Consider the following 24,413-nt stretch of genomic DNA (forward strand, 5'->3'; position numbering starts at 1 on the left):
GTAAAGTTAGGCTTTTGCCGGCCGATATCCCTTCCTGAGCACCAAGCCAAAGAAATGGTGCCATTCACGTGGGGGAGCCGGCTGTGAAAGAGACCTTGCTGCAAGCCGTTGAGTCGAACCTGAGCAGGCCCTGGTACCGCCTGCGCTTCAGCCCGGCGGTGGAAGCACGCTTCGAAGCCGACACCTCAGCTCGGCGCAGTCGTCACCTGCTGATAGCCGGCATCGTGGCGCTGGTCATCTACTGCCTCTTTATCTTCAACGACTATGTCATTCGTCCAGAATCATTACACACCGCTGCCTGGATCCGCTTCGGCCTGATGACTCCCTTGGGTATCGTGGCCCTCTATTGTGTGCACCGCGGCCTGCCACCAGCCATGCGAGAGGCGACAATGTCCGCCACCATGATCGTGGCGATGATGCTCTCCAACGTGATCTTCGTCCTGTCCACATCCCCTTATTCGTTTCTCGATACCTTCTCGTTCGGCCTGATCCTTGTGGTGGGCAACATCGTCTTTTCGCTGCGCTTCGGCTTCGCCTTGGCCACATCCCTGCTATGCGGGGTTATCATGGCGGCCTTCGTGGTGCCCTATGACGCCATTGAGAGCCCAGTCAAGATCAACACCTTTGTTGTCTTTACCTCGAGTGCCATCTTTACCCTGGTGGCCAACTACCGCCTGGAGGCCAGCGAACGGCAGTCCTACCTGCTGCTGTTGCGCGAGAAGTTGAAGACCAAGGCCGCGCTGAAAGACAACCAGACCCTGACCAAGATGTCGGCCACCGACCCGCTGACCGGTGTCGCCAATCGCCGCCATTTCGACAGCGCGCTCGCCCAGCGCTGGAACGAAGCCATCACCGAGCAAACGATGCTCGGCATGCTGGTCATCGATATCGACTGCTTCAAGAATTACAACGACCGCTACGGTCACCTGCCTGGCGATGAGTGCCTGCGCCGCGTTGCCACTGACATGCAGAACCATATCCGCCAGGAGATCGACCTGATCGTTCGCTATGGGGGAGAGGAGTTCCTGGTATTGATGCCAAACGCCTCGCCGGCATCGGCAAAACTCGCCGCCGAGCGAATTCGCCAGGGCATACAAGCCTTGGCCATACCCAACCAGGGCGCTTCGCACTCCCCCGTGATCACGGTCAGCATCGGCGTCGCCGTACTTCGTCCATCGGCAACCCAGGCTGCCTCTACACTGCTGAAACGGGCCGACGAGGCGCTCTACCAGGCCAAACGTACGGGCCGCAACCGCAGCGTGCTGGCGTCACTGCAGGATGGCCCGCTGCCCGCGTAGGCCAACGGGAGACGCCAGTGCCGCTACGATGCAGCCGACGACACATCAAGACGGCACGAGCGGCCGCTACAGCACGTACATGCGCAACGGCATCCAGATACCCATGCCGACCATGATCAGGTTCTCGGTCAGCGACACGAAGCCCAGCGGCACCTTGCTGTCACCGCCGACGCAGGCACACTTGAGCTCCCGCTTGTCGACATAGACCGCCTTGAACACCGAGACGGCGCCCACCGTGCCGATGAACAGCGCCACCGGCGCGGCCAACCATACCAGGGCACCGGCCAGCATCAGGATGCCCGCCAGTGTCTCGGCATAGGGGTAGACGTAGCCGTAGCGCACCTGACGCTGGGCCAGCAGGTCGTAGTTGAGGAACATCGTGCTGAAGCTCTCCACGTCCTTGAGCTTCTGCAGCCCCAGCAGGGCCATGGCGATGGCCACGAAATACTCCGGCATCCTCGCGCTCAGCAGGGTGCCGGTCGCCGTCCAGCTGACGGCAAGTCCCAGCAGAAAAGCCGTGGCAAACAGGGCAATTACCGGCTGGTAGGTGGTCTCGTCCTCGCCCGGCGAATCCAGGCCGAAATATTCGCGCAGCTCCTCATAGCCACCGATGCGCCGGCCATCGATGAAGGCCTGAGGCGTCGTATCCACCCCATGCTTTTCCTTGAAATCTTCCGTCTCCTCCCGCGTGGTCAGGTGGTGATCCTCGACATCGAATCCCTTGCGCTCCAGCAGGTCCTTGCTCTTCAGTCCGAAGGGGCACAGGTGCTCCTCCATGACCATACGGTAAAGCTGAGCGTGTTTGCCCTGTCCTGCCGACTGTCCATGAGCCATGACATCTCTCCTTGGGTCATACATTCACCCCAAGGGTAGTCAATCGACCTTTATCAGCGAATTCCCGCCCGCAGGAACGACTGCACGAACTGGCGCTGGAAGAGCAGGAAGGCCACCAGCAGCGGGGCGACACTGAGCAGCGTGGCGGCGCTGACGGTGGCCCAGTTGACCCCGGTCTCCGGCGCCGAGAAGATGCCGAGCCCCACCGTGAGCGGGCGGCTTTCCACCGAGTTGGTCACCACCAGCGGCCAGAGGAAGTTGTTCCAGTGGTGGCTGATCGAGACCAGGCCATAGGCGAGATAGGTGGGCTTGGCCAGGGGCACGTAGACCTTGAGCAGGATCGCCATCCAGCCGCACCCCTCGATCCGGGCGGCGTCCTCCAGCTCGCGGGGTATGGTCTTGAAGGTCTGTCGCAGCAGGAAGATACCGAAGGCGCTGGCCACGTAGGGCAGCCCGATGCCGGTGATGGTGTCGACCAGCCCGAGCGAGCTTGCGATGCGGTAGTTCTCGACGATCAGGACCTCGGGGAAGACGAAGAGCTGGATCAGCACCAGCATGAACAGAATGTCCTTGCCGGGAATCGGGAAGCGCGCGAAGGCGAAGCCGGCCAGGGTACAGACCACGAACTGTGCCATCACCACCCCGGTGACCAGCAGGAAGGTGTTGAGGTAGTAGCGGGCGAACGGCGCCTGGGCCCAGGCGTTGGCAAAATTCTCCAGGGTCACCGGGGCGAAGAGGTCGAAGCGCACCATGTAGGCCGCCGGGTGGAAGGCCGCCCAGAAGGCGTAGAGCAGCGGGAAAATCCAGATCAGCGCCAGCAGCCAGGCGGCGGTGGTCTCCAGGCTGGGTAACCGCAGGGCGAACCGTCTCCTTGCTGAGCTCGTCAGGCTCGACTGCCTCATGAATCGTCCCCCGTGCTCACTGATAGTGGGTCCTGCGGTCGAGGATGGTGAACTTCACCGTGGCCACCACCGCCAGCACCAGCAGGATCACCACGGTGATGGTGGCGGCATAGGTGCGGTCGAAGAAGGAGAAGGCATTCTCGTAGACGTAGTAGAGCAGCAGGTTGGTGGCGTTGTTGGGCCCACCCTTGGTCAGGATGAACAGGTGGTCCACCACCCGCACGGCATTGATCAGCGCGTTGATCAGCACGAACAGGGTCGTGGGCATCAGCAGCGGGAAGGTGACCCGCCAGAAGAAGCTCCAGCGGTCGGTGCCCTCCAGGTCCGAGGCTTCCTTGAGCTCCGGGGGGATGCTCTGCAGTGCCGCCAGGTAGAAGATCATGAAGAAGCCGGCTTCCTTCCAGATGGTCATGACGATGACAGAGCCAAGCGCCACGCTGGGATCGCCCAGCCAGTTGACCCCGGACAGGCCCAGCGCCCCGAGTATCTTGTTGAACAGGCCGATCTGCGGCGCGTAGAAGAACATCCAGATATTGGCGGCGGCGATCATCGGCAGAATGGTCGGGGTGAAATAGGCCATGCGCACGAAGCCGCGCCCAGGCAGGCGGGCATTGACGAATAACGCCATGCCCAGCGCCAGGGCGATGGACGTGGGTATGGTGCCCAGCGCATAGATCAGGTTGTTGCGCGCCACCCGCCAGAAGGTGCGGTCCTCGATCAATAGCGCGTAGTTCTCGAGTCCGACGAACTCCGGCGGTGAGCCGCGAAAGCCGGGCAGGAACAGGCTGTTGACGAGGGTGGACACCGTTGGCAGATAGGCGAAGGTACCCAGCAGCACCGCCGCCGGGAGCAGCAGCAGTGCGCCGTAGATCTGCATGCGTCGGTCGGCGTTGTGGATCAGCATGTCCCTTACCCGTATCGGGGCTGTCCGGGGGCAAGGCCTACGAGGAGGCGCTATGAATCCTTCCCTGGACGCTACATTTGCCATCCATGGCAAATGACCTCCTCTACGACCTTGCCCCCGGCGCCTGCTTGCATCGGTTCAAAGACTCGACGTTACGTCGCCTCGAAGCCTCAACGTGAACGCGCGTAGCGACGCAACGCCGCTTCGGCCTCTGCCTGAGCCTGGTTGAGCGCCTCCTCCGGCGACATCTGGCCGGTCAGCGCCGCCTGTATCGCATTGTCCAGCGCCCGGCGCACGCGCCCGCCCTGGTAGGTGGAGAGCTCCGCGGTGCCGTGCTCGAGCTGGTCCCGGGCCACCGCCGCCGGTGGAAAGGTCTCGACGTAGTCGCGCAGGACCTCGGTCTCGTAGGCAGCCGGGCTCACGCCCATATAGCCGGTCTCGATGGACCAGGCCGCCGCGCGCTCGGGATCGGTCATCCAGCGGATGAAGGTCATGGCGGCGCGCTGCTCGTCTTCGGTGGTGTCGTTGAAGATGTAGAAGTTGCCACCGCCGGTGGGGCTGCCGCGCTGGGTGTTCATGGGCAGCATGGCCACGCCGAAGTCGAACGAGGCCTCGTTGCGCACGGCGGTGAGGTTACCGGTGGTGTGCCACATCATGGCCGTGGCCTGTTCGATGAAGCTCTGACGCAGGGTGCCCCACTCGATGGTGCCATCGGGCATCGCCTCGTGCTCCTGGGTCAGCGACACCCAGTACTCCAGCGCCTCGATGGAGGCAGGGTCGTCGAAAAAGACCTCGGTGCCATCCTCGCTCATCAGCCGATGCCCGTTCTGGAAGGCGAAGGCCTGGAACATCCAGTAGGGGTAGCCGGTGGAGGGCACCATGACGCCCCACTGGTCGCCGCCGCTGGCCTCGCGCACGGCAGCGGCCATTTCGGCCATCTCTTCCCAGGTTTCCGGCGGTGTCTCGGGGTCGAGCCCGGCGGCTTCGAAGGCCTCCTTGTTCCAGTAGAGCACGATGGTGGAGCGCTGGAACGGAATGCCGTAGGTCTGGCCGTCGAGCTGGCCGTTTTCCATCAATCCGGGGTAGAAGCTATCGAGCCATTCGCGCTCCTCGTCGGTCTCGAGAAGATCGTCGAAGGCGACGATGGCATCCTGCTCGATCAGGTCGAAGAGATCGATGGAGAAGAGCACCGAGAGCTGCGGTGCATCGCCCGCCTCGATGGCCGACATCGCCCGAACCCGGGTGTCGTCATAGTTGCCGGCATAGATGGCATTCACCGAGATGTCGGGATGATCGGCCTGGAAGTCGGCGACCAGGCCGTCGATGACATCGGTCAGCGCTCCACCGACGGCGATGGGATAGTACATGGTCAGCTCGACCGGATCGTCGGCCACGGCCTGACCGGCGCTCAGCAGGCCGGCAGCGGCCAGGCCGCAGAGGGTGGGAGCAAGGCGTGTGTTCATGGGTTGACTCCTGGTGAGTATTTTCCGGAAGAACCGCGCGGGGTCTGTACCCCGCTTCTCTGCGCTGCTTGAGTCTGCCTCAGGCGACCGGGGGCCGCAGACAGGTCATACCCCTGGAGCGCCAGGCGTTGCCCGTCTCCAGAATCGAAGAAGTGGGTCGCCCAGGGCGCCCACTGAAGGCGGCAGGCCGCCCCCCTGGCCACGCCGGGCACGCCATCCAGGCGCGCACGCAGCTCCTGGCGGCCCACCTTGAGCCGCACGATGCTGTCGGCTCCCAGGTACTCGGCATCGACCACCTCGGCCGGCACGCCACTGGCATCAGCGGGCAGTACGACGATGTCTTCGGGACGTACCCCCAGCAGGTGCCCCTTGGCGTCGTGGGACGCCACGCTGCAGCGCGGCTCACCCTCGATGACGGCCCCATCGGCCGCCGCGGCGAGTGTCACCAGGTTCATGGCCGGGCTGCCGATGAAGCTTGCCGCGAAGGCCGTGGCCGGCCGGTTGTAGAGTTCATCGGGGGTCGCGTCCTGCACGATGCGCCCCGCCTCCATCAGGATGACCCGGTCGCCCATGCTCATGGCTTCCACCTGGTCGTGGGTGACGTAGATCACCGTCATGCCCAGCCGCTGCTGCAGGGCCTTGATCTCACGGCGCATCTCGCCACGCAGCCGGGCATCGAGGTTGGAGAGCGGCTCGTCCATCAGGCAGATGGGGTGCTCGGAGATGATCGACCGGGCCAGCGCCACACGCTGGCGTTGCCCGCCCGAGAGCTGGGCCGGCTTGCGGTCAAGGTAGGCGGTGAGATCGACCAGGTTTGCCACCCGGGCAAGGCGCTCTTTGCGCTCGGACTTGGGCACCTTGCGGCTGCGCAGGCCGAAGACAATGTTGTCGGCGACGCTCAGGTGGGGAAACAGCGCATAGGACTGGAACACCATGCTCAGGCCGCGATCGCCGGGTGGCAGATGGGTCACGTCGCGCTCGCCGATGCGGATGCGTCCATCGCTGGCCTGCTCGAGGCCGGCGATCATGCGCAGCGTCGTCGACTTGCCGCAGCCCGAGGGGCCCAGCAGGATCACGAACTCGCCGGGTGCGACATCGAAGGAGATCCGGTCCACGGCGGCCTGGCCACCCCAGGTCTTGCTCACGTCTTCGAGCCGGATGCGCTTGTTGTCGTTGTTCATGGCACGCCCGTTATTATTGTCACGACAGGTTGAGAACGTTTTCTCGTCTGAATCAGCGTAGCCGCACTTCGGCCTCTTTGCGGTGCATCTTGACTCGCTGATATGACAGGCGCATGACGCCATTGCCGCTTGCCTTCAAGGCCGCAGCCGGCGCCTACCGCGGCCGACCCCGTGACCATGCTAGACTTCGTCTTTCACCCTGACAGGAACCGACGCGCCATGTCCCTCGAAGACCTGCATCTGAACCTGCGCAACCTGACGCAGGACGACTACCCTCAGCTCAAGATTCTGATGGATGCCGTCTACGACGATATTGGTGGCGCCTGGCCACAGCACTCCATCGACCGACTGATCCAGGAGTTTCCCGATGGCCAGATCGCCATCGAGGACGACGAGAGGCTGATAGGCGTGGCGCTGACCGTGCGGGTCGACTACGACGAGTTCTCCAACCCTCACACCTACGATGACCTGGTGGGCAACCGCGAGATCATCCTCAACGATCCGCAAGGCGATGCCATGTACGGGCTGGATGTGCTGATCCATCCCGACTATCGCGGCTACCGGCTGGGGCGCCGCCTCTACGAGGCGCGCAAGGAGCTGTGTCGTTCGCTCAACCTGCGCGCGATACTCGCCGGCGGGCGTATCCCCAATTACCACGAGCACGCCGGGGAACTCTCGCCCACCGAGTACATCGAGCTGGTTGCACGCAAGGAGATTCATGACCCGATTCTCTCCTTCCAGCTGGCCAACGACTTCCAGGTCAAGCGGCTGTTGCGCAAGTACCTGCCGGAAGACGAGAAGTCCCAGGGCTACGCCACCCTGCTGGAGTGGAACAACATTCTCTTTGAGCCCGCCGAGCGGGTGCTGGAAAACCGCCCCACCCAGGTACGTGTCGGCGCCGTGCAGTGGCAGATGCGCGAATGCGCCTCGGTGGAGGTGGTACTGCAGCAGGTCGAGTACTTCGTCGACGCCCTCTCCAGCTACCAGAGCGACTTCGCCGTCTTCCCGGAGCTGTTCAATGCCCCGCTGATGGGGCTGCAGGACCGCGCCACCCAGCAGGACCAGCTCGCCGCCATCCGCTTCCTGGCCGGCTTCACCGAGCAGTTCAAGACCGAGCTGTCGCGCATGGCGGTCTCCTACAACATCAATATCGTCGCGGGTTCGATGATTGAAGAGGGTGAGGACGACCGGCTCTACAACATCGCATACCTGTGTCATCGCGACGGCACCATCGAAAAGCAGGCCAAGCTGCACATCACCCCACAGGAGCGCCGGGAGTGGGTGATCGAGGGCGGTGACGAACTGCGCGTGTTCGAGACCGATGCCGGCCGCGTGGGCATCCTGATCTGCTACGACGTGGAATTTCCCGAGCTCGGCCGCCTGCTCGCCGACCAGGACATGGACATCCTCTTCGTGCCCTTCTGGACCGACACCAAGAACGGCTACCTGCGGGTGCGCCACTGCGCCCAGGCGCGGGCCATCGAGAACGAATGCTACGTGGTGCTGTGCGGCAGCGTCGGCAACGTGCCATCGATCCGCAACCTCGACATCCAGTACGCCCAGTCCTCGGTATTCACACCCTCGGACTTCGCCTTCCCCCACGACGCGGTGCTCTCGGAGACCACGCCGAATACCGAGATGGTGATCTTCTCGGACCTGGACCTGACCCGGCTCACCGTGGTGCGCGCCGAAGGCTCGGTGACCAACCTCAAGGACCGGCGCAAGGACCTGTTCGACCTGCGCTGGCGCGACTGGTCCTGGAAGTCCGGCAGCCTGACGCCGGGCAATCCCGAGGAGAACTGAGGCCATGTTCGGTCGCCTTCGCCGCTGGCGGGCCGAGCGCTTCGCCTCGCGTCATCCCTTCCCCGAGGCGGCCTGGGCCGAGGCCCGTGCACGCCTGCCGCTGCTGGCGGCGCTGGGCGATGAGGAGGCCGACCGCCTGGGCCGGCGTGCCTGGCACTTCCTGCACCTCAAGCGGCTGAGCCTGCACCCCGAGCTGGCCGGCCGGACACCCTTCGACCTGCCGGCACAGCTGGCGCTCTCCGCCCAGGCCTGCCTGCTGACCCTGGGCTGGCCCTTCGACGACCATGTCGACGCCTTCAGTGGGGTGCACGAACTGCAGATCCTGCCCGAGTCGTTCCGCCGCCATGTGGAGGAGTTGGACGAGTTCGGTGTGATGCACGAGTACGTGGATGAGCGGGCCGGCGAGACCTCGTCCCAGGGGCCGGTGGTGCTCGCCTTTCCCGACCTGATGGAGAGCGGCGGCCTCGACGGCTTCAACGTGGTGATCCATGAGCTCGCCCACAAGCTCGACCTGGGCAACTCGCTGGACGTCGACGGCTTCCCGCCGCTACCCCGGGACATCGACCCGAAGGAGTGGCACCGGGTCTTCATCGGCGTATGGGACGACCTCCAGGCACGCCTCGAACGTGGCGAGGAAACACCCATCGACGACTACGCCGCCAGCCATCCGGGGGAGTGCTTCGCGGTGTGCTGCGAGTACTTCTTTACCGCGCCCGATATCCTCCACGAGGCCTACCCGGCACTGTATGAGCTGCTGACACGCTACTTCCGCCAGCAGCCGCTGGCACGGCTGCCAGAGGGTCACACCGCTGCCCCCCGGGAGCCTCGGGGAGACCAGGATCGATCAGCCCTGTGACGGCCCCAGCAGGCCAACCAGCTCCGGCACGGGGCGGTCGGCATGGCCGGCATCGCTCATCGACTGGTAGAGCGCCAGCACCGCATCGGCCACGCCGCGCTGGGCGTCGAGGTCTTCGGTCATGGTGCGGTAGTAGCCGATATCCTTGAGGCCGTTGGCCACGCTGAAGCGAAAACCGGAGGCGTCGCCATCGGCGATGTAGGGCCGCAGGCGCTCCAGGATCACCCCGCCACCGCCGCCCTTGCCCAGCACGTCGAGGAAGGCAGCGTCGTCGATACCGGCCCGCCGTGACGCCGCGGCGGCCTCGGCCAGCACCGCGGTGAAGCCCAGCGAGACGAAATTGTGCAGCAGCTTGAGGGTATGGCCGGCGCCAACCTGGCCGGCATGGGCGATGTTCTCGGCAAAGCACTCGAGCAGCGGTTGCACCTCGGCGAACAGCGCCTCCGGTGCACCGACGATGAGGTTCAACCGGCCCTCCTCCGCCTCCTTGGGGGTGCGGGTCATGGCGGCATCCATGAAGCGCCCGCCGGCCGCCTCCACCCGGGCGGCCACTCGCTCGGTGGAGCTGGGCAGCGCCGTGGAGCAGTCGACAACCACGCAGCCCGCCCGCAGCCCTTCCAGCACCCCGCCGGGCTCGAACAGCACCGCCTCCACCTGGGGCGAGCCGGTCACGCAGAGAATGACCACATCGGCGGCCTCGGCCACCTCGCGGCCGCTAGCCTTCGCGGTCGCCCCGGCGGCGCGCAGGTCGTCCACGGGCTGGTTGCCGGGGTGGTCGAGAAAGCAGAGCGTATGCCCTCCTTTCAGGATGTTCGCGGCGATACCGTGGCCCATCAGGCCCACGCCCACCAGGCCGACTCGAAATAGCTGACTCATTATATTGCTCCTCTGGTTCATCCCGCGGTAAATCGCGGACCGGCGGCTCGCTCAGCCGTGCTTGATAGCCACGGTCTTGAGCCGGGTATAGCTCTTCAGGCCTTCGAATCCCTTCTCCCGGCCATGCCCGGAGCGGCCGACACCGCCGAAGGGCAGCTCGATGCCACCCCCGGCGCCGTAGTTGTTGATGAATACCTGGCCGCTGCGAATCCCCCTGGCCAGGCGCAGCTGTCGTCCGCCGTCGCCTGTCCAGATGCCGGCACAGAGGCCGAAGTCGGTGGCATTGGCCAGCCGCAGCGCCTCGGCCTCGTCGGCAAAGGTCTGCACTGCCAGCACCGGGCCGAACAGCTCCTCCCGGAGCACTTCATGGCCGTCGGGAATCTCCGCGAGGATCTGCGGTACCACGAAATGGCCGCCATCCGGGGCGCCAGCGGCCAGCTGCCCCTTCGCCGCCACGCGGATACCGTCCTCGGCCGCCGCCGCCAGCCGTGCCTCCAGCTTCGCCTTCTGGCGGGCGTTGATCAACGGGCCGCAGTCGGCATCCGCCTCACCGGCGTCGCAGCGCAGCGCCGAGAAGCGTTCGGCCAGCGCTCCCAGCATGGCCTCGGCGCAGCTCGCCTCCACCAGCAGGCGACTGCCCGCCGAGCAGGTCTGGCCGGCGTTCTGGACGATGCCGCGCACCACCGCCTCCAGCGCGGCCTCCATGTCGGCATCGGCGAAGACGATCTGCGGCGACTTGCCGCCCAGCTCCATGGTCACCGGCACATGATGAACGGCGGCGGCCTGGGCCACCTGGGTTCCCGTTTCCGGCGAGCCGGTAAAGGAAAGGTGGTCGATGCCGGGGTGAGCCGCCAGGGCGGCACCCGCCTCCCGCCCGAGCCCGGGCACCACATTGAGCACCCCGGGCGGCAGCCCGTTCTCGTAGGCCAGCTGGGCCAGGCGCAGGCCGCTGAGGCAGGCATCCTCGGCCGGCTTGAGCACCACGGTATTGCCGGCCGCCAGTGCCGCCGCCACGCAGCGCCCGAAGATCTGGGCGGGATAGTTCCAGGGAATGATCTGCGCGCAGACCCCATAGGGCTCGCGCAGGGTCATCACCGCAAAGTCGTTCTCGAAGGGAATGGTCTCGCCGTGCAGCTTGTCGGCGGCCCCGCCATAGAAGCGGAAGTAGCGGGCGCAGGCCGTGATATCGCCCCGGGCCTGGGTCATCGGCTTGCCGGTATCGGCGCACTCGAGTGCCGCCAGATTGGCGTGATCGGCCTCGATCACCGCGGCGAAGGCGAGCAGCCATTCACTGCGGCGGCGGGCCGACCAGCACGCCCAGTCGCCCAGCTCGCCGGTAAAGGCGCCGCGGGCGGCGACGACCGCCGTCTCGACCTCCCACGACTGACTGCGGGCAATCTCTGCGATCACCTCGCCGCTGGAGGGCGCCTGCACCTCCAGCCGCTCTCTCGTGGCGACCCATTCACCGGCGATAAGGGCGTCGCTGGGGGGCATGGCAGGGAAGAATGACATCACGATTTCCTTGTTGTTGTTCGCTATTCAATAGACCAGCCGCACCAGCCCCATGGAGATCCAGGGCATGTAGGTGATCGCCACCAGGCAGGCGAGCACCACCAGCACGAAGCGCACCAGCCACGGCAGCATCTCGTCGATGGTGATCCTGGCCACCGCGCAGGCGGCAAACAGGTTCACCCCCAGCGGCGGCGTGATCATCCCCAGGGCCAGGTTCACCACCATGATCAAGCCGAAGTGCACGGGATGAACCCCGAACTGGATGGCAATGGGCGTCAGGATGGGCGCCAGCACCAGGATGGCCGCCGAGGTCTCGATGAACATGCCCACCAGCAGCAGCAGTACGTTGACCGCCAGCAGGAACGCCATGGGGCTGTCGAACACCTCGGTCACCCAGCCGGCGATCTGGGACGGCAGGCCGGTGCGGCTGAGCAGGAAGCTGAACAGCGACGCCGCCGCAATGATCAGCATGACCGCCGCGGTGGAGATGACGCTCTGCCGCAGGATCGGCCATAGGTCGTCCAGCTGCAGCTCGCGGTAGTAGAAGCCGCCGACGATCAGCGCATAGAACACCGCCACCGCCGACGCCTCGGTGGGGGTGAACACCCCGCCGTAGATGCCGCCGATCACCACCACTGGCATCAGCAGTGCCGCCCAGGCACGCTTGAACGAGATCATGAAGCTCGTGCTGTCCTTGTGGTCATCAAGGCCGTAGCCCCGCACCTTGCAGAACAGGTAGAGGAACAGGATCAAGGCGCAGCCGATCAGGATGCCGGGGCCGATGCCGGCGAGGAACAGCTGGCCGATGGAGGTGTCGGTGCTGACGCCGAACAGGATCAGGGGAATCGACGGCGGTATCAGCACGCCAAGCTCCGCGGAGGAGGCCTGGATCGAGGCCGCCAGGGGCTTGGGGTAGCCATGCCTGACCATCGCCGGTATGAGGATCGCGCCGATGGCGAAGGTGGTGGCGACGCTGGAGCCCGACACCGCGGCAAACATCATGCAGGTCAGCACGCAGGTCATGGCCAGGCCACCCTGGATGCCGCCGACGATGGACTTGGCCAGGTCCACCAGGCGCCGGGAGATGCCGCCCGCCGCCATCAGGTTACCCGCCAGGATGAAGAACGGGATCGCCATCAGCGGGAACTTGTCGATGCCGATGAACATCTGCTGGGGTACCAGCAGCAGCGGCAGCCGGGAGAAGAACTCGATGCCGATGATCGAGGCCAGAACGATGGAGACCGCGATCGGCACGCCGAAGGCGAAGAGAATGATCAGCGAGAGGCCGATGACCAGATTCATGGCTGGGGTCCTCCCGGACGGGAGCCATCTGGCGTCATCTCGGAGCCGACGACCTTCCGGGCCTTTTGCACCGCCGGGGACTCCAGCTCGGGGCTGGCTTCGCGCCCCTCGGGGCCGATCATCTCGCGACCGGTGATCTGGGCGAGGATGCGTGCCATCACCGCGACAATGGCGAAGCCGGCACCGGTGGGAATGGCCGCATAGGCCCAGGACATCGAGATGTTCATGCCCGACATCGTCTGGTTGCTGACGCGCATCGTCATCTGGATGCCGAAATGGATCAGCACCGCCAGCACCAGCAGGCAGCAGCAGACGATGACGATTTCCAGCAGCAGCATCAGCCGCTGCGGCACGATCTTGTAGATGGCTTCGACGGCCATCATGTAGCCACCCCGGAAGGTGGCGGCCGCCGCCATGAACACGCACCAGATCATGGCCGTCCTGGAGGCGACCTCCGACCAGGTGGAGGGGGCGTTGAACAGGAACCGGGTCAGCACCTGATAGAACCCCAGGGTCACCGACACGACCAGCATGGCCACCGCGGCCAGCATGGCCAGGCGCGTCAACTGGCGCTCAAGGCGAAGAAACAGCGAGACCATTGGGAATCACCATGACCAGAGGGCTCCCGGCGTCGTGCCGGAAGCCCGGGGTGGGAAAGGTCAGCAGTTGCCGGCCTCGGCCTGGATGCGCTCCAGCATCTCGCTGCCGTGCTGGGACGTGAAGATCTCGTAGGCGGGCTGCACCGCTTCCTGGAAAGGGCCGATATCGATGTCGGTCTTCACCGTCATGCCGTTCTCCTCCAGCAGGGCGACACCCTCTTCCTCGAGGCGCGACACCTCGCCACGGGTGGCTTCGGCCGACGCACGAGCCGCCTCGCGGAACCACTCCTGCTCCTCCTCGCTCAGGCCGTCGAACATGATCGGCGAGCCCAGCATGATCGCCGGCGAGTAGACGTGGCCGGTCAGCGACAGGTGGTCCTGCACTTCCCAGAAGTTGGTCGCCACGATCACGGTGATGGGATTCTCCTGCCCATCGACGGTGCCCTGCTGAAGCGCAGTGAACAGCTCCGGGAAGGCCATCGGGGTGGGCCGTGCGCCCAACTGGCGAAAGGCTTCCTGATGGACCTCGTTCTCCATGGTGCGAACGCGCAGCCCATCGGCGTCCGCCGGTGAGAGCACCTCACGCCGGCTGTTGGTCAGGTGGCGAAAGCCGTTCTCGGTCCAGGCCAGGCCCACCAGGTCGTGCTCGCCTATCTTGCCGAGCAGCTCGTCGCCCAGCTCACCGTCGAGCACGCAGCGCGCCTGATCGTAGTCCTCGAACAGGAAGGGCAGGTCCAGCACATAGGTTTCCGGCACGAAGTTGCCCAGCGGGCCGGTGGAAGTGATGACCAGGTCCACGGTGCCGATCTGCAGGCCCTCGATCATCTCCCGCTCGCCGCCCAGGGAGCCGGACGTATGCTCGTTGACGGTAAAGGCCCCGTTGCTCAACTCCTCCAGCCGCTCCTTGAAGGCCCGTGCCCCGACGGCATAGTGCGAGGTGGAGGAGAGCGTATGGCCGAGCGTGATCTCCTGGGCCGCCTGGGCCTGGAAGGCCATGCCGGCCAGTGCCGCCGCGGTGACGGTTCCGATGGCGCTAGAGAGAGTGCGGCGTGCGAATCGTGTTTTCATTGTTCTGTTACCTCGTTTTTCGTGGAACACCGTTGGGTTTGCTGGTAGGCCCGTCTCGGACGGGCGCGCTGTCACGCCTCCGCTTTCAGGTAGGCATCGACGATTTCACGCAGGTCGCCATCACCCCGGAAACCGAGTTCCCGGGCGCGACGCGTGGTGAAGCGGGAGGGCCAGCCGGACACGATGGCCGAAATGCGCGGGTCGGGCTCATGGCGTACCAGGGCGAGCGCCTCGTCGCCCGCCACCTGGCGCAGCGTCTCGAGCATCTCCGCCACGCTGACCGTGATGCCCGGCAGCATGAAGGCGCGGAAGGGCCCCAGGGCGTCGCCGGCCACCTCGGCACCGTGGACCAGGGCCTCGACCACCTTCTGCGGCGACATCACGAACATCGCCAGATCGGTGGGCACCGGGCAGACGGCCGCTTCGCCGTTCAACGGCTCGCGCAGGATGCTCGAGGCGAAGCTCGACGCCGCCGCGTTGGGGCGCCCCGGTCGAATGATGATGGTCGGCAGGCGCAGTACCCGGCCGTCCACCAGCCCACGCCGGCTGTAGTCGTTGATCAGCAGCTCGCTCATGGCCTTCTGGGCACCGTAGGAGTTCTGCGGCTGCAGTGCGGTCATGTCGTCGACCACCTCGGGCAGCTCGCCGCCGTAGGCGGCCACCGAACTGGCCATGACCAGGCGTGTCCCGGCAAGGCCGTGGGCGTGACACCCCTCGAGCAGTGCCCGGGTAGCATCGAAGTTGACCCGCATGCCGAGCGCCAGGTCCGCCTCGGCGGCGGCGCTGACGACGGCCGCCAGGTGATAGATCACATCCGGCTTGGTGGCCAGCACCGGGTCGAGGCCGCCCGGCTCGGTGATATCCAGCGCCAGGCGCGTTACCTCGACGCCGTCGGCGGCCGCCACCGGCGGCTCGACCATGTCGATGAGCGTCAGGCGGCGAATGGCCTGATCAGCCAGCGTGCCACGGGACAGCAGCCGCGCCACGAGCCGCTGACCGAGAAAGCCGGCTGCGCCGGTAATCGCTATATGCATTGAAGCCTCGCAGTCATTGTCATTGATCAGGTTTTCAGGCCGTGGGCCCGCCCCCACCCCAGCCCTTGGCGGGTGCCGGCGGCGGGGCGATACTCGCAGCCCACCCAGCCGTCGTAGCCGAGCGCCTCGAGACGCAACAGGATCGCCGGGTAATGGACTTCGCCCACGTCGGGCTCATGGCGCTCTGGCACACCGGCGATCTGGACATGGGCGATGGCCGGGAATTGCCGCTCCAGATGGCGAGTCAGGTCACCCTCCATGACCTGGCAGTGATAGAGATCGAACTGCAGGCGAAGGTTGTCGGCACCCACCGCCTCCAGCACTGCCATGGCCTGGGCCTGGCGCGACAGGAAGTAGCCCGGCATGTCGCGGGTATTGATCGGCTCGATCAGTACCTGCCGCCCCGCCTTGGCGGCTTCCCCGGCGGCGAAGCGCAGGTTCGCCACATAGGTCGCCTGATGATGGGCCCGGGTATAGGCATCGGCATCCACCGGCAGCAGGCCTGCCATGGCGTGTACCCGCGGGCAGTCCAGCGCCTCGGCGTAGCGCAGCGCCTCGATCACGGCATCGCGGAATTCCGCCTCCCGCCCCGGCAGGCTCGCCAGCCCGCGCTCCCCCGCCTCCCAGTTCCCGGGGGGCAGGTTGAAGAGCACCTGCTCCACGCCGGCCTCGCGCAGGGCGCTCGCCAGCACCTGGGGGTCGTGGTCGTAGGGAAACAGGTATTCCACGCCGCGGAAGCCCGCGTCGGCAGCCGCCGCGAACCGGTCGAGAAAGCCATGTTCGGTAAACAGCATGGTGAGGTTGGCGGCCAGTCGGATCATCGCTAGTGTCCCAGTGTTTGTGCCTCAGGATTCGTGCCTCGGGATTCGTGTCAGTCGCGGGGAAAGCGCGCTTCGAGTTCGGCCACCTGCTCCGGCGTCAGGCAGCGCGGGTTCTCCCCGCGCAGCAGCAGGAACAGCCTGGCGGTCTCTTCCAGCTCCTCGGTGGCGTAGACCGCCGCCTCCAGCGTCTTGCCGGCCACCACAGGGCCATGGTTGGCCAGCAGCACCGCGCTGTGCTTGCCTGCCAGCCCGCGCACCGCGTCACCCAGCGCAGGGTCGCCGGGCAGGTGGTAGGGCACCAGGGGCAGCTTGCCCACCCGCATCACGTAGTAGGCGGTCAACGGAGGGATGCAGTCGCAGGGGTCGATCTGCGGCAGGCAGGAGACGGCCACCGAATGGGTCGAGTGCAGGTGCACGATGGCACCGGAGCGGGGCCGCTCCTCATACATCGCCATGTGCAGGAAGCTCTCCTTGGTGGGCCGGTCGCCGCTCAGCAGCCGGCCTTGCCCGTCTAGCCTCGAGATACGGGCGGGATCGAGCCGCCCCAGGCAGGCATTGGTCGGCGTCATCAGCCAGCCGCCATCGTCCAGCCGCACGCTGATATTGCCGCTGGAGCCCATGGTCAGCCCTCGCGAGAAGAGCGATTCGCCGAGGGTCGCGATCTGCTCGCGCAGGCCGTTCTCGTCGTGCACGCTCATGGCGCGCCCTCCGTCGTCAGTACCTCGAAGGCGCGGGTGAAGAAATCGGTGTCGCCGAAGTTCCCGGACTTCAGTGCCAGTGACAGCGGCGCCTCGCGCCCGGCCAGGGTGGCCTGGGTCCAGGGGACACCCGGGGCGATCTGCTCGCCGATGCGCATGGCGCGTACCCCCAGGGCCGAGACCACCGCCCCGGCCGTTTCGCCACCCGCCACCACCAGCCGCCCTACCCCTTCGGCGACCAGGCTGCTGGCAAGTGTGCTCAGTGCCGCCTCGACCAGCTCGCCGGCCCGCTCGACGCCCAGCGCCTGCTGCGCCTGCCGAACCCGCTCGGCATCGGCAGAGGCGTAGAGCAGCACCGGGCCACCGCCAGCCAGCGCCCGGCGGGCAAAGGCCAGCGCCTCGCCCAGGTGGGCGTCGCCTTCGGCCAGGGCCTGGGGGTCCAGGGCGAAACCGGAGTGTCGCGCCAGGAAGTGATCGACCTGGGCCAGCGTTGCCGTCGAACAGCTCCCTGACAGCACCAGGGCACTGCCCGAGGCGGGCGCCAGCTGCCCGGGGTCTGTCAGCTCATCGAGCCAGCCACGCTGCCGATACTGCGCCGGCAGCATCTGGCCCAGCCCGGAGCCGCCGGTGACCAGGGCAAAGTCCGCCACGGCAGCCGCCAGGGTGGCCAGGTCGCCTTCGTCCAGGGTGTCGCAGACCGCCCGGCTAACGCCCTGCTGTGAAAGTTTGTCGAGGTGTCTCCGGGTGGCCTCGCTGCCCTGTGCAATCACCGAGCGCGGCACCAGGCCGACGGGTTGCGAAGTCTGCCGCGCCAATACCCGGACCAGGTCGGCATCGCGCATCGGGGTAAGCGGGTGGTGCTGCATGCCGCACTCGTTGAGCAGCCGGTCGCCGACGAACAGGTGACCCTGATAGACCGTTCTCCCGTTGACCGGGAAGGCCGGCACCATCACCGTCTGGCGAGCGCCGAGTCGCTCCGCCAGGGCGTCGCTGACCGGGCCGATGTTGCCCTCATCGGTGGAGTCGAAGGTGGAGCAGTACTTGAAGAAGAGCTGACGCACTCCCTGGGCCTGGAGCCACGCCAGCGCCGCCAGCGAATCGGCGACGGCCTTGTCGACCGGGCAGGAGCGGGACTTCAAGGCGATGACGACGGCATCGACGCCCCGGGAGGTATCCACCAGCGCTTCGAGCGGAAGCTCGGGTACACCGTTCAGCTGCACGCAGCGCATGCCGCCGCGCACCAGGTTGTTGGCCAGGTCGGTGGCCCCGGTGAAGTCGTCGGCGATGGCGCCCAGCACGATAGCCACGGTCAGCTCTCCTCCGCTTTGCCGGCCGCCCCGGGCAGGGTGATGCCCGACAGCCGCTGGTACACCTTGATCACCGCCGCATCGTCCTCTCGTCCGAAGCCGGCCCCCTTGGCAGCGGTGAACTGCTGCAGGGCGCTGGCCGCCACCGGCGTCGCCATGGCCAGCTCACGCCCCGTGTCATGAACGATGTTGAGATCCTTGACGAAGATGTCGACGGCGGACAGCGGGGTATAGTCGCCGGCCAGGATGTGCGGCACGCGATTCTCGAACATCCAGGAATTGCCCGCCGAGTGGGTGATGACCTCGTGAACGGTGTCGGGGTCGAGCCCCATGCGAATCCCCAGGGCCACGGCCTCCGCCGCCGCGGCGATATGGACGCCGGCCAGCAGCTGGTTGACCAGTTTCATGCTGGAACCGACCCCCGCTGCATCGCCCAGGCGGTAGACGGTAGCCGCCACGGCCTCGAGCACCGGCTCGGCCTTGGCGAATGCCGCTGCGGAACCCGACGCCATCACCGAGAGCTGACCGGAGCGTGCCTTGGCCGCGCCACCGCTGATCGGTGCATCGAGCATCTCGAGCCCCTCGGCCGCCAGGCGCTCGCCCAGCCGGCGAGCTACGCTCGGCGCCACGGTGGCGCACTGGATCACCAGGCCCCCCGGTGCCATGCGGCCCACCAGCCCCTGCTCACCGAACAGAACCTGCTCGACCTGGTCCGCATTGACCACGACCACCAGCACCACATCGCAGCGCTCGGCCAGTTCGGCGGGCGTCGCAACGCCAAGGCCACCGCTCGCCTCGAAGCGCTGACGCGCCGGCTCGCTCACATCGCAGCCGATGACAGCGCTCCCCTTCTCCAGAAGGGTCAGCGCCACTCCCATGCCCATGGCCCCGAGCCCAATGACACCGACTCGTGATCCGCCTGCCGACTTGTCGTTCACCTGTCGCCTCCTGTCCGGTTGCTGTCAGTGTCATCGTGTTAGCGCTACCATGTTAGCGCTAACATAGTTTTAGATGATCGCCAGTGCAGCAGCAAGCGAAGTGCCAAGGAGTACGACTAATGTCGGACAAGCGAAGGTCGACACGCCGCCGGCGCGGCTCGGAACAACCCACCCTGCAGCAGGTGGCGGATGCCGCCGGCGTCTCGGCGATTACGGTATCGCGAGCACTGAACGCGCCCGAACGCGTCAATGCCGCCACCCGGGTCAAGGTCCTCGCCACCGTCGAGCGACTCGGCTATGTGCCGAACCTGGTGGCAGGCAGCCTCGCCTCGGCTCGCTCGCGCTTTATTGCGGTGATCGTGCCGTCACTGGCCAACGCCGTCTTCATCGAGGTCATCCATGGGCTACAGGAGACCTTCGAGCGCGAGGGCTATCAGATCCTGCTCGGCAACACCGACTACGACATCGAGCGTGAATACCAGCTGATTCGTACCTTCCTCGGCTGGTCCTGCTCGGCGCTGGTCACCGCCGGCCTGCGCCACAGCGAAGCGTGCCGAAGCCTGCTGACCCACTGGGACAAGCCGATCATGGAGGTGATGGAACTGGGTGACGCCCTCGACCTGAATGTGGGCCTGGATCATCACGAAGCCGGGCGTTGCATGGCAAGGCACCTGCTGGCGCAGCAATACCGGTCCGTCGTCTATGTGGGCGCCTGCCTTGACCGGGACTACCGGGCCAGGATGCGCTTCGAGGGTCATCGCGAGGTGCTGCATGCCGCAGGACTGGAGGCACCGATGATCGAGCTGGACCAGCTGGGCAGCCTGGATGCCGGTGCTAGCGGGCTCGAGCGTGTGCTGTCGCGATATCCGAGCGCCGACGCCATCCATTTCGCCAACGACGACCTGGCCACCGGCGCACTGCTGAGGGCCCAGCGGCTGGGCATGACCATACCGGGCGACATCGCCATCGCCGGCTTCAACGGACTGCCCCTGGGCCAGCATGTCACCCCGCGGCTGACCACCATCCGCTCCCCCCGGGAAAACATGGGAAGGCTGGCGGCAGAGGAGGTGTTGAAACGACTCGACGCCAAGCGGGTGACGCGTCGGCGCCACGACGTGGGCTTCGAGCTGCTGGTCGGTGACAGTACCTGAGGCACCGCCGCCAGCCGAACCATTTGGCCTCCCGGCGCGAGCCACCTATGCTTTAGCCTTACCCCTGCGCAGATCGCAACGATGCCGCGTTCGGCCCTGATCATCCTCGCTTCTCTTGCGGTCCTCGTCCCGCTGGGGCTGCTGTGGCAATGGCTGGCTGCACGCGACCTGTTCGATGCCAACACCCTGTTCGCCCTGCTGCAGGGTTCGCTGGCCTGGCGCGACCGGCCCTGGGCCGGCGCCGTGGTGGTCGCGGTCTTCGTGGCCGCCTCACTGGTGCTTTTCCCGCTCAGCGTGCTGGTGGTACTGGCGGGCCTGGTCTTCGGCCCGGTGTGGGGGTTCGTCTATTCGTTCATCGGTACGCTCCTGGGTGCGATTGCCACATTCTGGCTGGGGCGCTGGCTGGGGCGCGACGCCCTGCTGCTCTACGGCGGAAAGCGGCTGCTAGGGCTTTCGCGATACCTGGCCGGGCGCGGCGTGCGCACCATAACCCTGCTCAACCTCTTGCCCCTGGCGCCGTACACGCTGACCAACCTGCTCGCCGGCGCCTTTCACATCCGTTTTCGCGACTACCTGCTGGGCACCCTGATCGGTGCCACGCCAGGGCTGGCCGGCATCATCCTGCTCAGCAGCCAGCTCGGCACGCTGCTCTCCGCCGAGGATCGTCATGAGCTCGCCTGGGCGGGCGCTGGCATCATCGCGGGCCTGGCCTTGCTGTACGGTCTCAAGCGCTATGCCGATGCCCGCCAACGGCGCCGACACCGAGGCTGAACCCACCGGCCATCAGGCTCCGCCCGCCATCGCCGGCACCCTCCCCGGCATCTCCCGTTCGAGGAAGTCGACGAAGGCGCGAATGCGCGCAGGAACATGCCGCCGTTGCTGATAGACGGCATGAAAATCGGCCCGCACCCCTCGCCACTCGGGGAGCAGCTCGATCAGGGCACCCCTTGCCAGGTGCTCGTGCACGTCCCACCAGGAGCGCAGTGCGATCCCATGACCATCCAGCGCCAGCCCCACGATCACCTCGCCATCATTGCTGGCCAGCGGCCCCGCCACCTTGACCGCCTGCTCGACATCGCCACCGCGGTGGCAGAACCGCCACACCGCGTAGTCGCTCTCGTTTTCGCGCAGGACCAGGCAGGGGTGAGCCGTCAGGTCGTTCAACGAGGCAAGCGGCGCCATGCGCGACACATAGGCGGGTGCGGCACAAAGCACCCGGCGGTTGACGAGGATACGCCGAGCTACCAGGCGCGAATCGGGTGGCTCGCCCACGCGTATGCCGATATCGAACCCCTGGTCGCCGAGGCTCAGCGGATAATTGCTCAGCTCGAGCACACCCTCGACGCCGGGGTGCCGGGTGCAGAAGGCCGAGAGCAGCGGTGCCACGTGGTGGCGGCCGAAGCCGAAGGTGGCGTTGACCCGCAGCGGCCCGGACAGCGCCGCCTGTTGCTCGCCCAGGGCCTCTTCCAGCTCGGCAAGCTCCTCCAGGATTGCCGCCCCCCGCGCCAGGTAGCGCTCTCCCTCGGCGGTCAGCGTCAGCCTGCGCGTGGTGCGGCTGGCCAGCTCCACGCCGAGACGCGCCTCCAGCACCTTGAGGCGCTTGCTGACCGCCGACAACGACAGCCCCAGCTCCCTGGCCGTGGCGGTAAGGCTACCGGCGCGGGCCAGCTGCCGAAAGAAGGCGAGATCGTCGAGCTGCGTCATGCTTTCTACACCTCAGTTCAACAATATATTGCCATTGAGCCTGATTATCACCTTCCTGCCAATGACTACACTGTCCTCACCATCCTGAATCGTGTTCGCATGAATCGGTCAGACAGGAGCACCGCCATGTTCGAGGAGTATCGATCATTCTCGATCGACAATAACGGTATCCGCATACCCGGCCTCATCGGCGGCTCGGGACCACCGTTGTTGCTGCTTCACGGCCACCCCCAGACCCATCTGATCTGGCATCGCCTGGCCGAGTCGCTGGCACGCCACTTCACGGTGGTGGCAACCGATCTGCGTGGCTACGGCGATGCCTCCAAGCCTCCCGGCGAGCCGGGTCACGCCAACTACAGCAAACGGGCCATGGCCGCCGACCAGGTCGCGGTAATGCACGAACTGGGCTTCGAACGCTTCCTGCTCTGTGGCCACGACCGGGGCGGACGGGTGGCCCACCGCCTGGCCATGGACCACCCTGAGGCGGTGGAGAAGCTGATGCTGCTGGATATCGCTCCCACCCTGGCAATGTACGAGAAGACCGATCGTACCTTCGCCACCGCCTACTTCCACTGGTTCTTCCTGATCCAGCCGGCACCATTGCCGGAAACACTGATCGAGGCATCCCCGGCCGACTACATCACACGCACCATGGGCGGACGTCACGCCAACCTCGATGCCTTCGACCCGGCCGCCATCGTCGAGTACCAGCGTTGCCTGGCCCAGCCAGGAGCCGCCCATGCACTGTGCGAGGACTATCGCGCCTCGAATACCATCGACCTGGAACACGACAGCGCCGACCGCGAGGCCGGGCGCCGCATCGCCTGCCCCTTGAGTGTGCTATGGGGGCAGCACGGCATCATCGAGCGCTGTTTCGACCCGCTGGCGGAGTGGCGTGCCGTCGCCGAGCGGGTCGACGGCGAGGCCCTGCCCTGTGGCCACTACATTCCCGAGGAAGCGCCGAGTGCGCTGCACGACCATATCCTTCAATTCATGAAAACGGCATGAGGAACTGACCATGACCCATCGTATCGCCGTCATCCCCGGTGATGGCATCGGCACCGAAGTGATGCCCGAAGGCCTGCGCGCCCTGGAAGCCGCCGCCAAGAAATTCGGCATCGACCTGGCTTTCGAGCATTTCGATTTCGCCTGCTGCAACTACTACGCGAAGCACGGCCAGATGATGCCCGACGACTGGTTCGACCAGCTCAAGGATTTCGACGCCATCTTCTACGGCGCCGTGGGCTGGCCTGACACCGTACCGGACCATGTCTCTCTCTGGGGGTCGCTGCTGCAGTTCCGCCGTCAGTTCGACCAGTACATCAACCTGCGCCCCTGCAAGCTGCTGCCCGGTATCAAGAGTCCCCTTGCCGACCGCAACCCCGGCGACATCGACTTCTACGTGGTGCGCGAGAACACCGAGGGCGAGTACTCCAGCGTCGGCGGCAAGATGTTCGAGGGCACCGACCGTGAGGTGGTGATCCAGGAGACGGTGATGAGCCGCCACGGCGTCGACCGGGTGCTGAAGTACGCCTTCGACCTGGCCCAGAGCCGCCCGCGGAAGAAGCTCACCTCGGCCACCAAGTCCAACGGCATCGCCATCACCATGCCCTGGTGGGACGAACGCGTGGAGGCCATGTCCAGCAACTATTCGGACGTCAGCGTCGACAAGTTTCACATCGATATCCTGACCGCCAATTTCGTCCTGCATCCCGACTGGTTCGACGTGGTGGTGGGCAGCAACCTGTTCGGCGACATCCTCTCCGACCTGGGCCCAGCCTGCACCGGCACCATCGGCGTGGCCCCCTCGGCCAACATCAACCCGGAAGGCAAGTTCCCCAGCCTGTTCGAACCGGTCCACGGCAGTGCACCGGACATCGCCGGCAAGGGTATCGCCAACCCCATCGGCCAGATCTGGTCCGGGGCGATGATGCTCGAGCACTTGGGCCACGCCGAGGCCGCCAAGGCCATCGTCGATGCCTTCGAAGCGGTACTGGCCGAAGGCGACGCCAGCCTGCTGACCCCTGATATCCGCGGCCAGGGAACCACGGAGACCCTGGGCCAGGCCATTGCCCAGCGCTTGGCTGAATGACCACTGACCTTAGTTGATCTGCATCAACTTGACGCGGAAAACGGGAGGCGGCGGTCGAGCAGCTCCGCCT

At 66.1% G+C, this 24,413-nt stretch carries 23 protein-coding genes; 7 read left to right on the forward strand and 16 right to left on the reverse strand.

Annotated elements, in window-relative coordinates:
• The first annotated feature begins 83 nt into the window (after positions 1 to 83).
• A complete protein-coding gene (locus LY622_RS06735) occupies positions 84 to 1,298 on the forward strand; it encodes a GGDEF domain-containing protein (protein ID WP_234290179.1) in 1,215 nt (404 codons plus the stop codon).
• Between the two features lie 66 nt (positions 1,299 to 1,364).
• Here the strand turns inward: LY622_RS06735 and LY622_RS06740 are convergent, their stop codons facing one another.
• The 5 genes from LY622_RS06740 to LY622_RS06760 form a co-directional block, all read right to left on the reverse strand.
• Positions 1,365 to 2,132, reverse strand: a complete 768-nt coding sequence (locus tag LY622_RS06740) for a glutaredoxin family protein (protein ID WP_234290180.1) — start codon at positions 2,130 to 2,132, stop codon at positions 1,365 to 1,367.
• A 53-nt stretch (positions 2,133 to 2,185) separates the two neighbouring features.
• Positions 2,186 to 3,034 (reverse strand): carbohydrate ABC transporter permease, encoded by an 849-nt coding sequence (locus LY622_RS06745; RefSeq protein ID WP_234290181.1) that lies wholly within the window; start codon positions 3,032 to 3,034, stop codon positions 2,186 to 2,188.
• Positions 3,035 to 3,050: 16 nt separating this feature from the next.
• Positions 3,051 to 3,938 (reverse strand): carbohydrate ABC transporter permease, encoded by an 888-nt coding sequence (locus LY622_RS06750; RefSeq protein WP_234290182.1) that lies wholly within the window; start codon positions 3,936 to 3,938, stop codon positions 3,051 to 3,053.
• A 170-nt stretch (positions 3,939 to 4,108) separates the two neighbouring features.
• Entirely contained in the window at positions 4,109 to 5,401 is a 1,293-nt protein-coding gene (locus tag LY622_RS06755) for an ABC transporter substrate-binding protein (protein ID WP_234290183.1), read from the reverse strand.
• Positions 5,398 to 6,582, reverse strand: coding sequence for an ABC transporter ATP-binding protein (locus tag LY622_RS06760; RefSeq protein ID WP_234290184.1), 1,185 nt, complete (start codon positions 6,580 to 6,582; stop codon positions 5,398 to 5,400). The genes LY622_RS06755 and LY622_RS06760 overlap by 4 nt, the downstream gene beginning before the upstream one ends.
• Positions 6,583 to 6,801: 219 nt before the next feature.
• On the opposite strand from LY622_RS06760, the gene LY622_RS06765 reads away from it, so the two are divergent.
• Positions 6,802 to 8,385, forward strand: coding sequence for a bifunctional GNAT family N-acetyltransferase/carbon-nitrogen hydrolase family protein (locus LY622_RS06765; protein WP_234290185.1), 1,584 nt, complete (start codon positions 6,802 to 6,804; stop codon positions 8,383 to 8,385).
• 4 nt (positions 8,386 to 8,389) lie between these two features.
• The gene (locus LY622_RS06770; RefSeq protein ID WP_234290186.1) at positions 8,390 to 9,241 is read left to right on the forward strand and encodes a M90 family metallopeptidase; all 852 of its coding nucleotides are present in this window, start codon (positions 8,390 to 8,392) and stop codon (positions 9,239 to 9,241) included.
• On the opposite strand, the gene LY622_RS06775 is transcribed toward LY622_RS06770, so the two are convergent.
• The 10 genes from LY622_RS06775 to ltnD all read right to left on the reverse strand — a co-directional run bounded on the left by LY622_RS06775 (position 9,230) and on the right by ltnD (position 19,396).
• On the reverse strand, positions 9,230 to 10,117 hold the full coding sequence (locus LY622_RS06775) for an NAD(P)-dependent oxidoreductase (RefSeq protein WP_234290187.1): 888 nt from the start codon (positions 10,115 to 10,117) through the stop codon (positions 9,230 to 9,232). The genes LY622_RS06770 and LY622_RS06775 overlap by 12 nt on opposite strands.
• 51 nt (positions 10,118 to 10,168) lie before the next feature.
• Positions 10,169 to 11,629, reverse strand: a complete 1,461-nt coding sequence (locus tag LY622_RS06780) for an aldehyde dehydrogenase family protein (protein ID WP_234290188.1) — start codon at positions 11,627 to 11,629, stop codon at positions 10,169 to 10,171.
• A 27-nt stretch (positions 11,630 to 11,656) separates the two neighbouring features.
• Positions 11,657 to 12,931 carry a TRAP transporter large permease gene (locus LY622_RS06785; protein ID WP_234290189.1) on the reverse strand — a complete coding sequence of 425 codons (1,275 nt, stop codon included), beginning with the start codon at positions 12,929 to 12,931 and terminating at the stop codon, positions 11,657 to 11,659.
• Positions 12,928 to 13,530, reverse strand: a complete 603-nt coding sequence (locus LY622_RS06790) for a TRAP transporter small permease (RefSeq protein WP_234290190.1) — start codon at positions 13,528 to 13,530, stop codon at positions 12,928 to 12,930. Before LY622_RS06790 ends, LY622_RS06785 begins: the two co-directional genes overlap by 4 nt.
• Before the next feature lie 60 nt (positions 13,531 to 13,590).
• Entirely contained in the window at positions 13,591 to 14,598 is a 1,008-nt protein-coding gene (locus LY622_RS06795) for a TRAP transporter substrate-binding protein (protein ID WP_234290191.1), read from the reverse strand.
• 71 nt (positions 14,599 to 14,669) lie between these two features.
• A complete protein-coding gene (denD, locus tag LY622_RS06800) occupies positions 14,670 to 15,632 on the reverse strand; it encodes a D-erythronate dehydrogenase (RefSeq protein WP_234290192.1) in 963 nt (320 codons plus the stop codon).
• 26 nt (positions 15,633 to 15,658) lie between these two features.
• On the reverse strand, positions 15,659 to 16,453 hold the full coding sequence (gene otnI, locus LY622_RS06805) for a 2-oxo-tetronate isomerase (protein ID WP_234290193.1): 795 nt from the start codon (positions 16,451 to 16,453) through the stop codon (positions 15,659 to 15,661).
• A 50-nt stretch (positions 16,454 to 16,503) separates the two neighbouring features.
• Positions 16,504 to 17,151, reverse strand: a complete 648-nt coding sequence (otnC, locus tag LY622_RS06810) for a 3-oxo-tetronate 4-phosphate decarboxylase (RefSeq protein ID WP_234290194.1) — start codon at positions 17,149 to 17,151, stop codon at positions 16,504 to 16,506.
• On the reverse strand, positions 17,148 to 18,458 hold the full coding sequence (gene otnK / locus LY622_RS06815) for a 3-oxo-tetronate kinase (protein WP_234290195.1): 1,311 nt from the start codon (positions 18,456 to 18,458) through the stop codon (positions 17,148 to 17,150). Before otnK ends, otnC begins: the two co-directional genes overlap by 4 nt.
• Before the next feature lie 2 nt (positions 18,459 to 18,460).
• Positions 18,461 to 19,396, reverse strand: coding sequence for an L-threonate dehydrogenase (ltnD, locus tag LY622_RS06820; RefSeq protein ID WP_369413778.1), 936 nt, complete (start codon positions 19,394 to 19,396; stop codon positions 18,461 to 18,463).
• 119 nt (positions 19,397 to 19,515) lie between these two features.
• Here ltnD and LY622_RS06825 point away from each other — a divergent pair, with 119 nt between their 5' ends.
• Both LY622_RS06825 and LY622_RS06830 read left to right on the forward strand, forming a co-directional pair.
• Entirely contained in the window at positions 19,516 to 20,547 is a 1,032-nt protein-coding gene (locus tag LY622_RS06825; RefSeq protein ID WP_234290196.1) for a LacI family DNA-binding transcriptional regulator, read from the forward strand.
• An 81-nt stretch (positions 20,548 to 20,628) separates the two neighbouring features.
• Positions 20,629 to 21,318 carry a TVP38/TMEM64 family protein gene (locus LY622_RS06830; protein WP_234290197.1) on the forward strand — a complete coding sequence of 230 codons (690 nt, stop codon included), beginning with the start codon at positions 20,629 to 20,631 and terminating at the stop codon, positions 21,316 to 21,318.
• Positions 21,319 to 21,330: 12 nt separating this feature from the next.
• On the opposite strand, the gene LY622_RS06835 is transcribed toward LY622_RS06830, so the two are convergent.
• Positions 21,331 to 22,251 carry a LysR family transcriptional regulator gene (locus LY622_RS06835; protein ID WP_234290198.1) on the reverse strand — a complete coding sequence of 307 codons (921 nt, stop codon included), beginning with the start codon at positions 22,249 to 22,251 and terminating at the stop codon, positions 21,331 to 21,333.
• A gap of 126 nt (positions 22,252 to 22,377) precedes the next feature.
• Between LY622_RS06835 and LY622_RS06840 the strand changes: the two genes are divergently transcribed.
• Together LY622_RS06840 and LY622_RS06845 are read left to right on the forward strand one after the other, a co-directional pair.
• On the forward strand, positions 22,378 to 23,259 hold the full coding sequence (locus LY622_RS06840; RefSeq protein ID WP_234290199.1) for an alpha/beta fold hydrolase: 882 nt from the start codon (positions 22,378 to 22,380) through the stop codon (positions 23,257 to 23,259).
• Positions 23,260 to 23,269: 10 nt separating this feature from the next.
• A complete protein-coding gene (locus LY622_RS06845; protein WP_305038564.1) occupies positions 23,270 to 24,343 on the forward strand; it encodes a tartrate dehydrogenase in 1,074 nt (357 codons plus the stop codon).
• Positions 24,344 to 24,413 lie beyond the last annotated feature (70 nt).

The organism is Halomonas alkalisoli, from assembly GCF_021412585.1.
Taxonomy (GTDB): Bacteria; Pseudomonadota; Gammaproteobacteria; order Pseudomonadales; family Halomonadaceae; genus Halomonas; species Halomonas alkalisoli.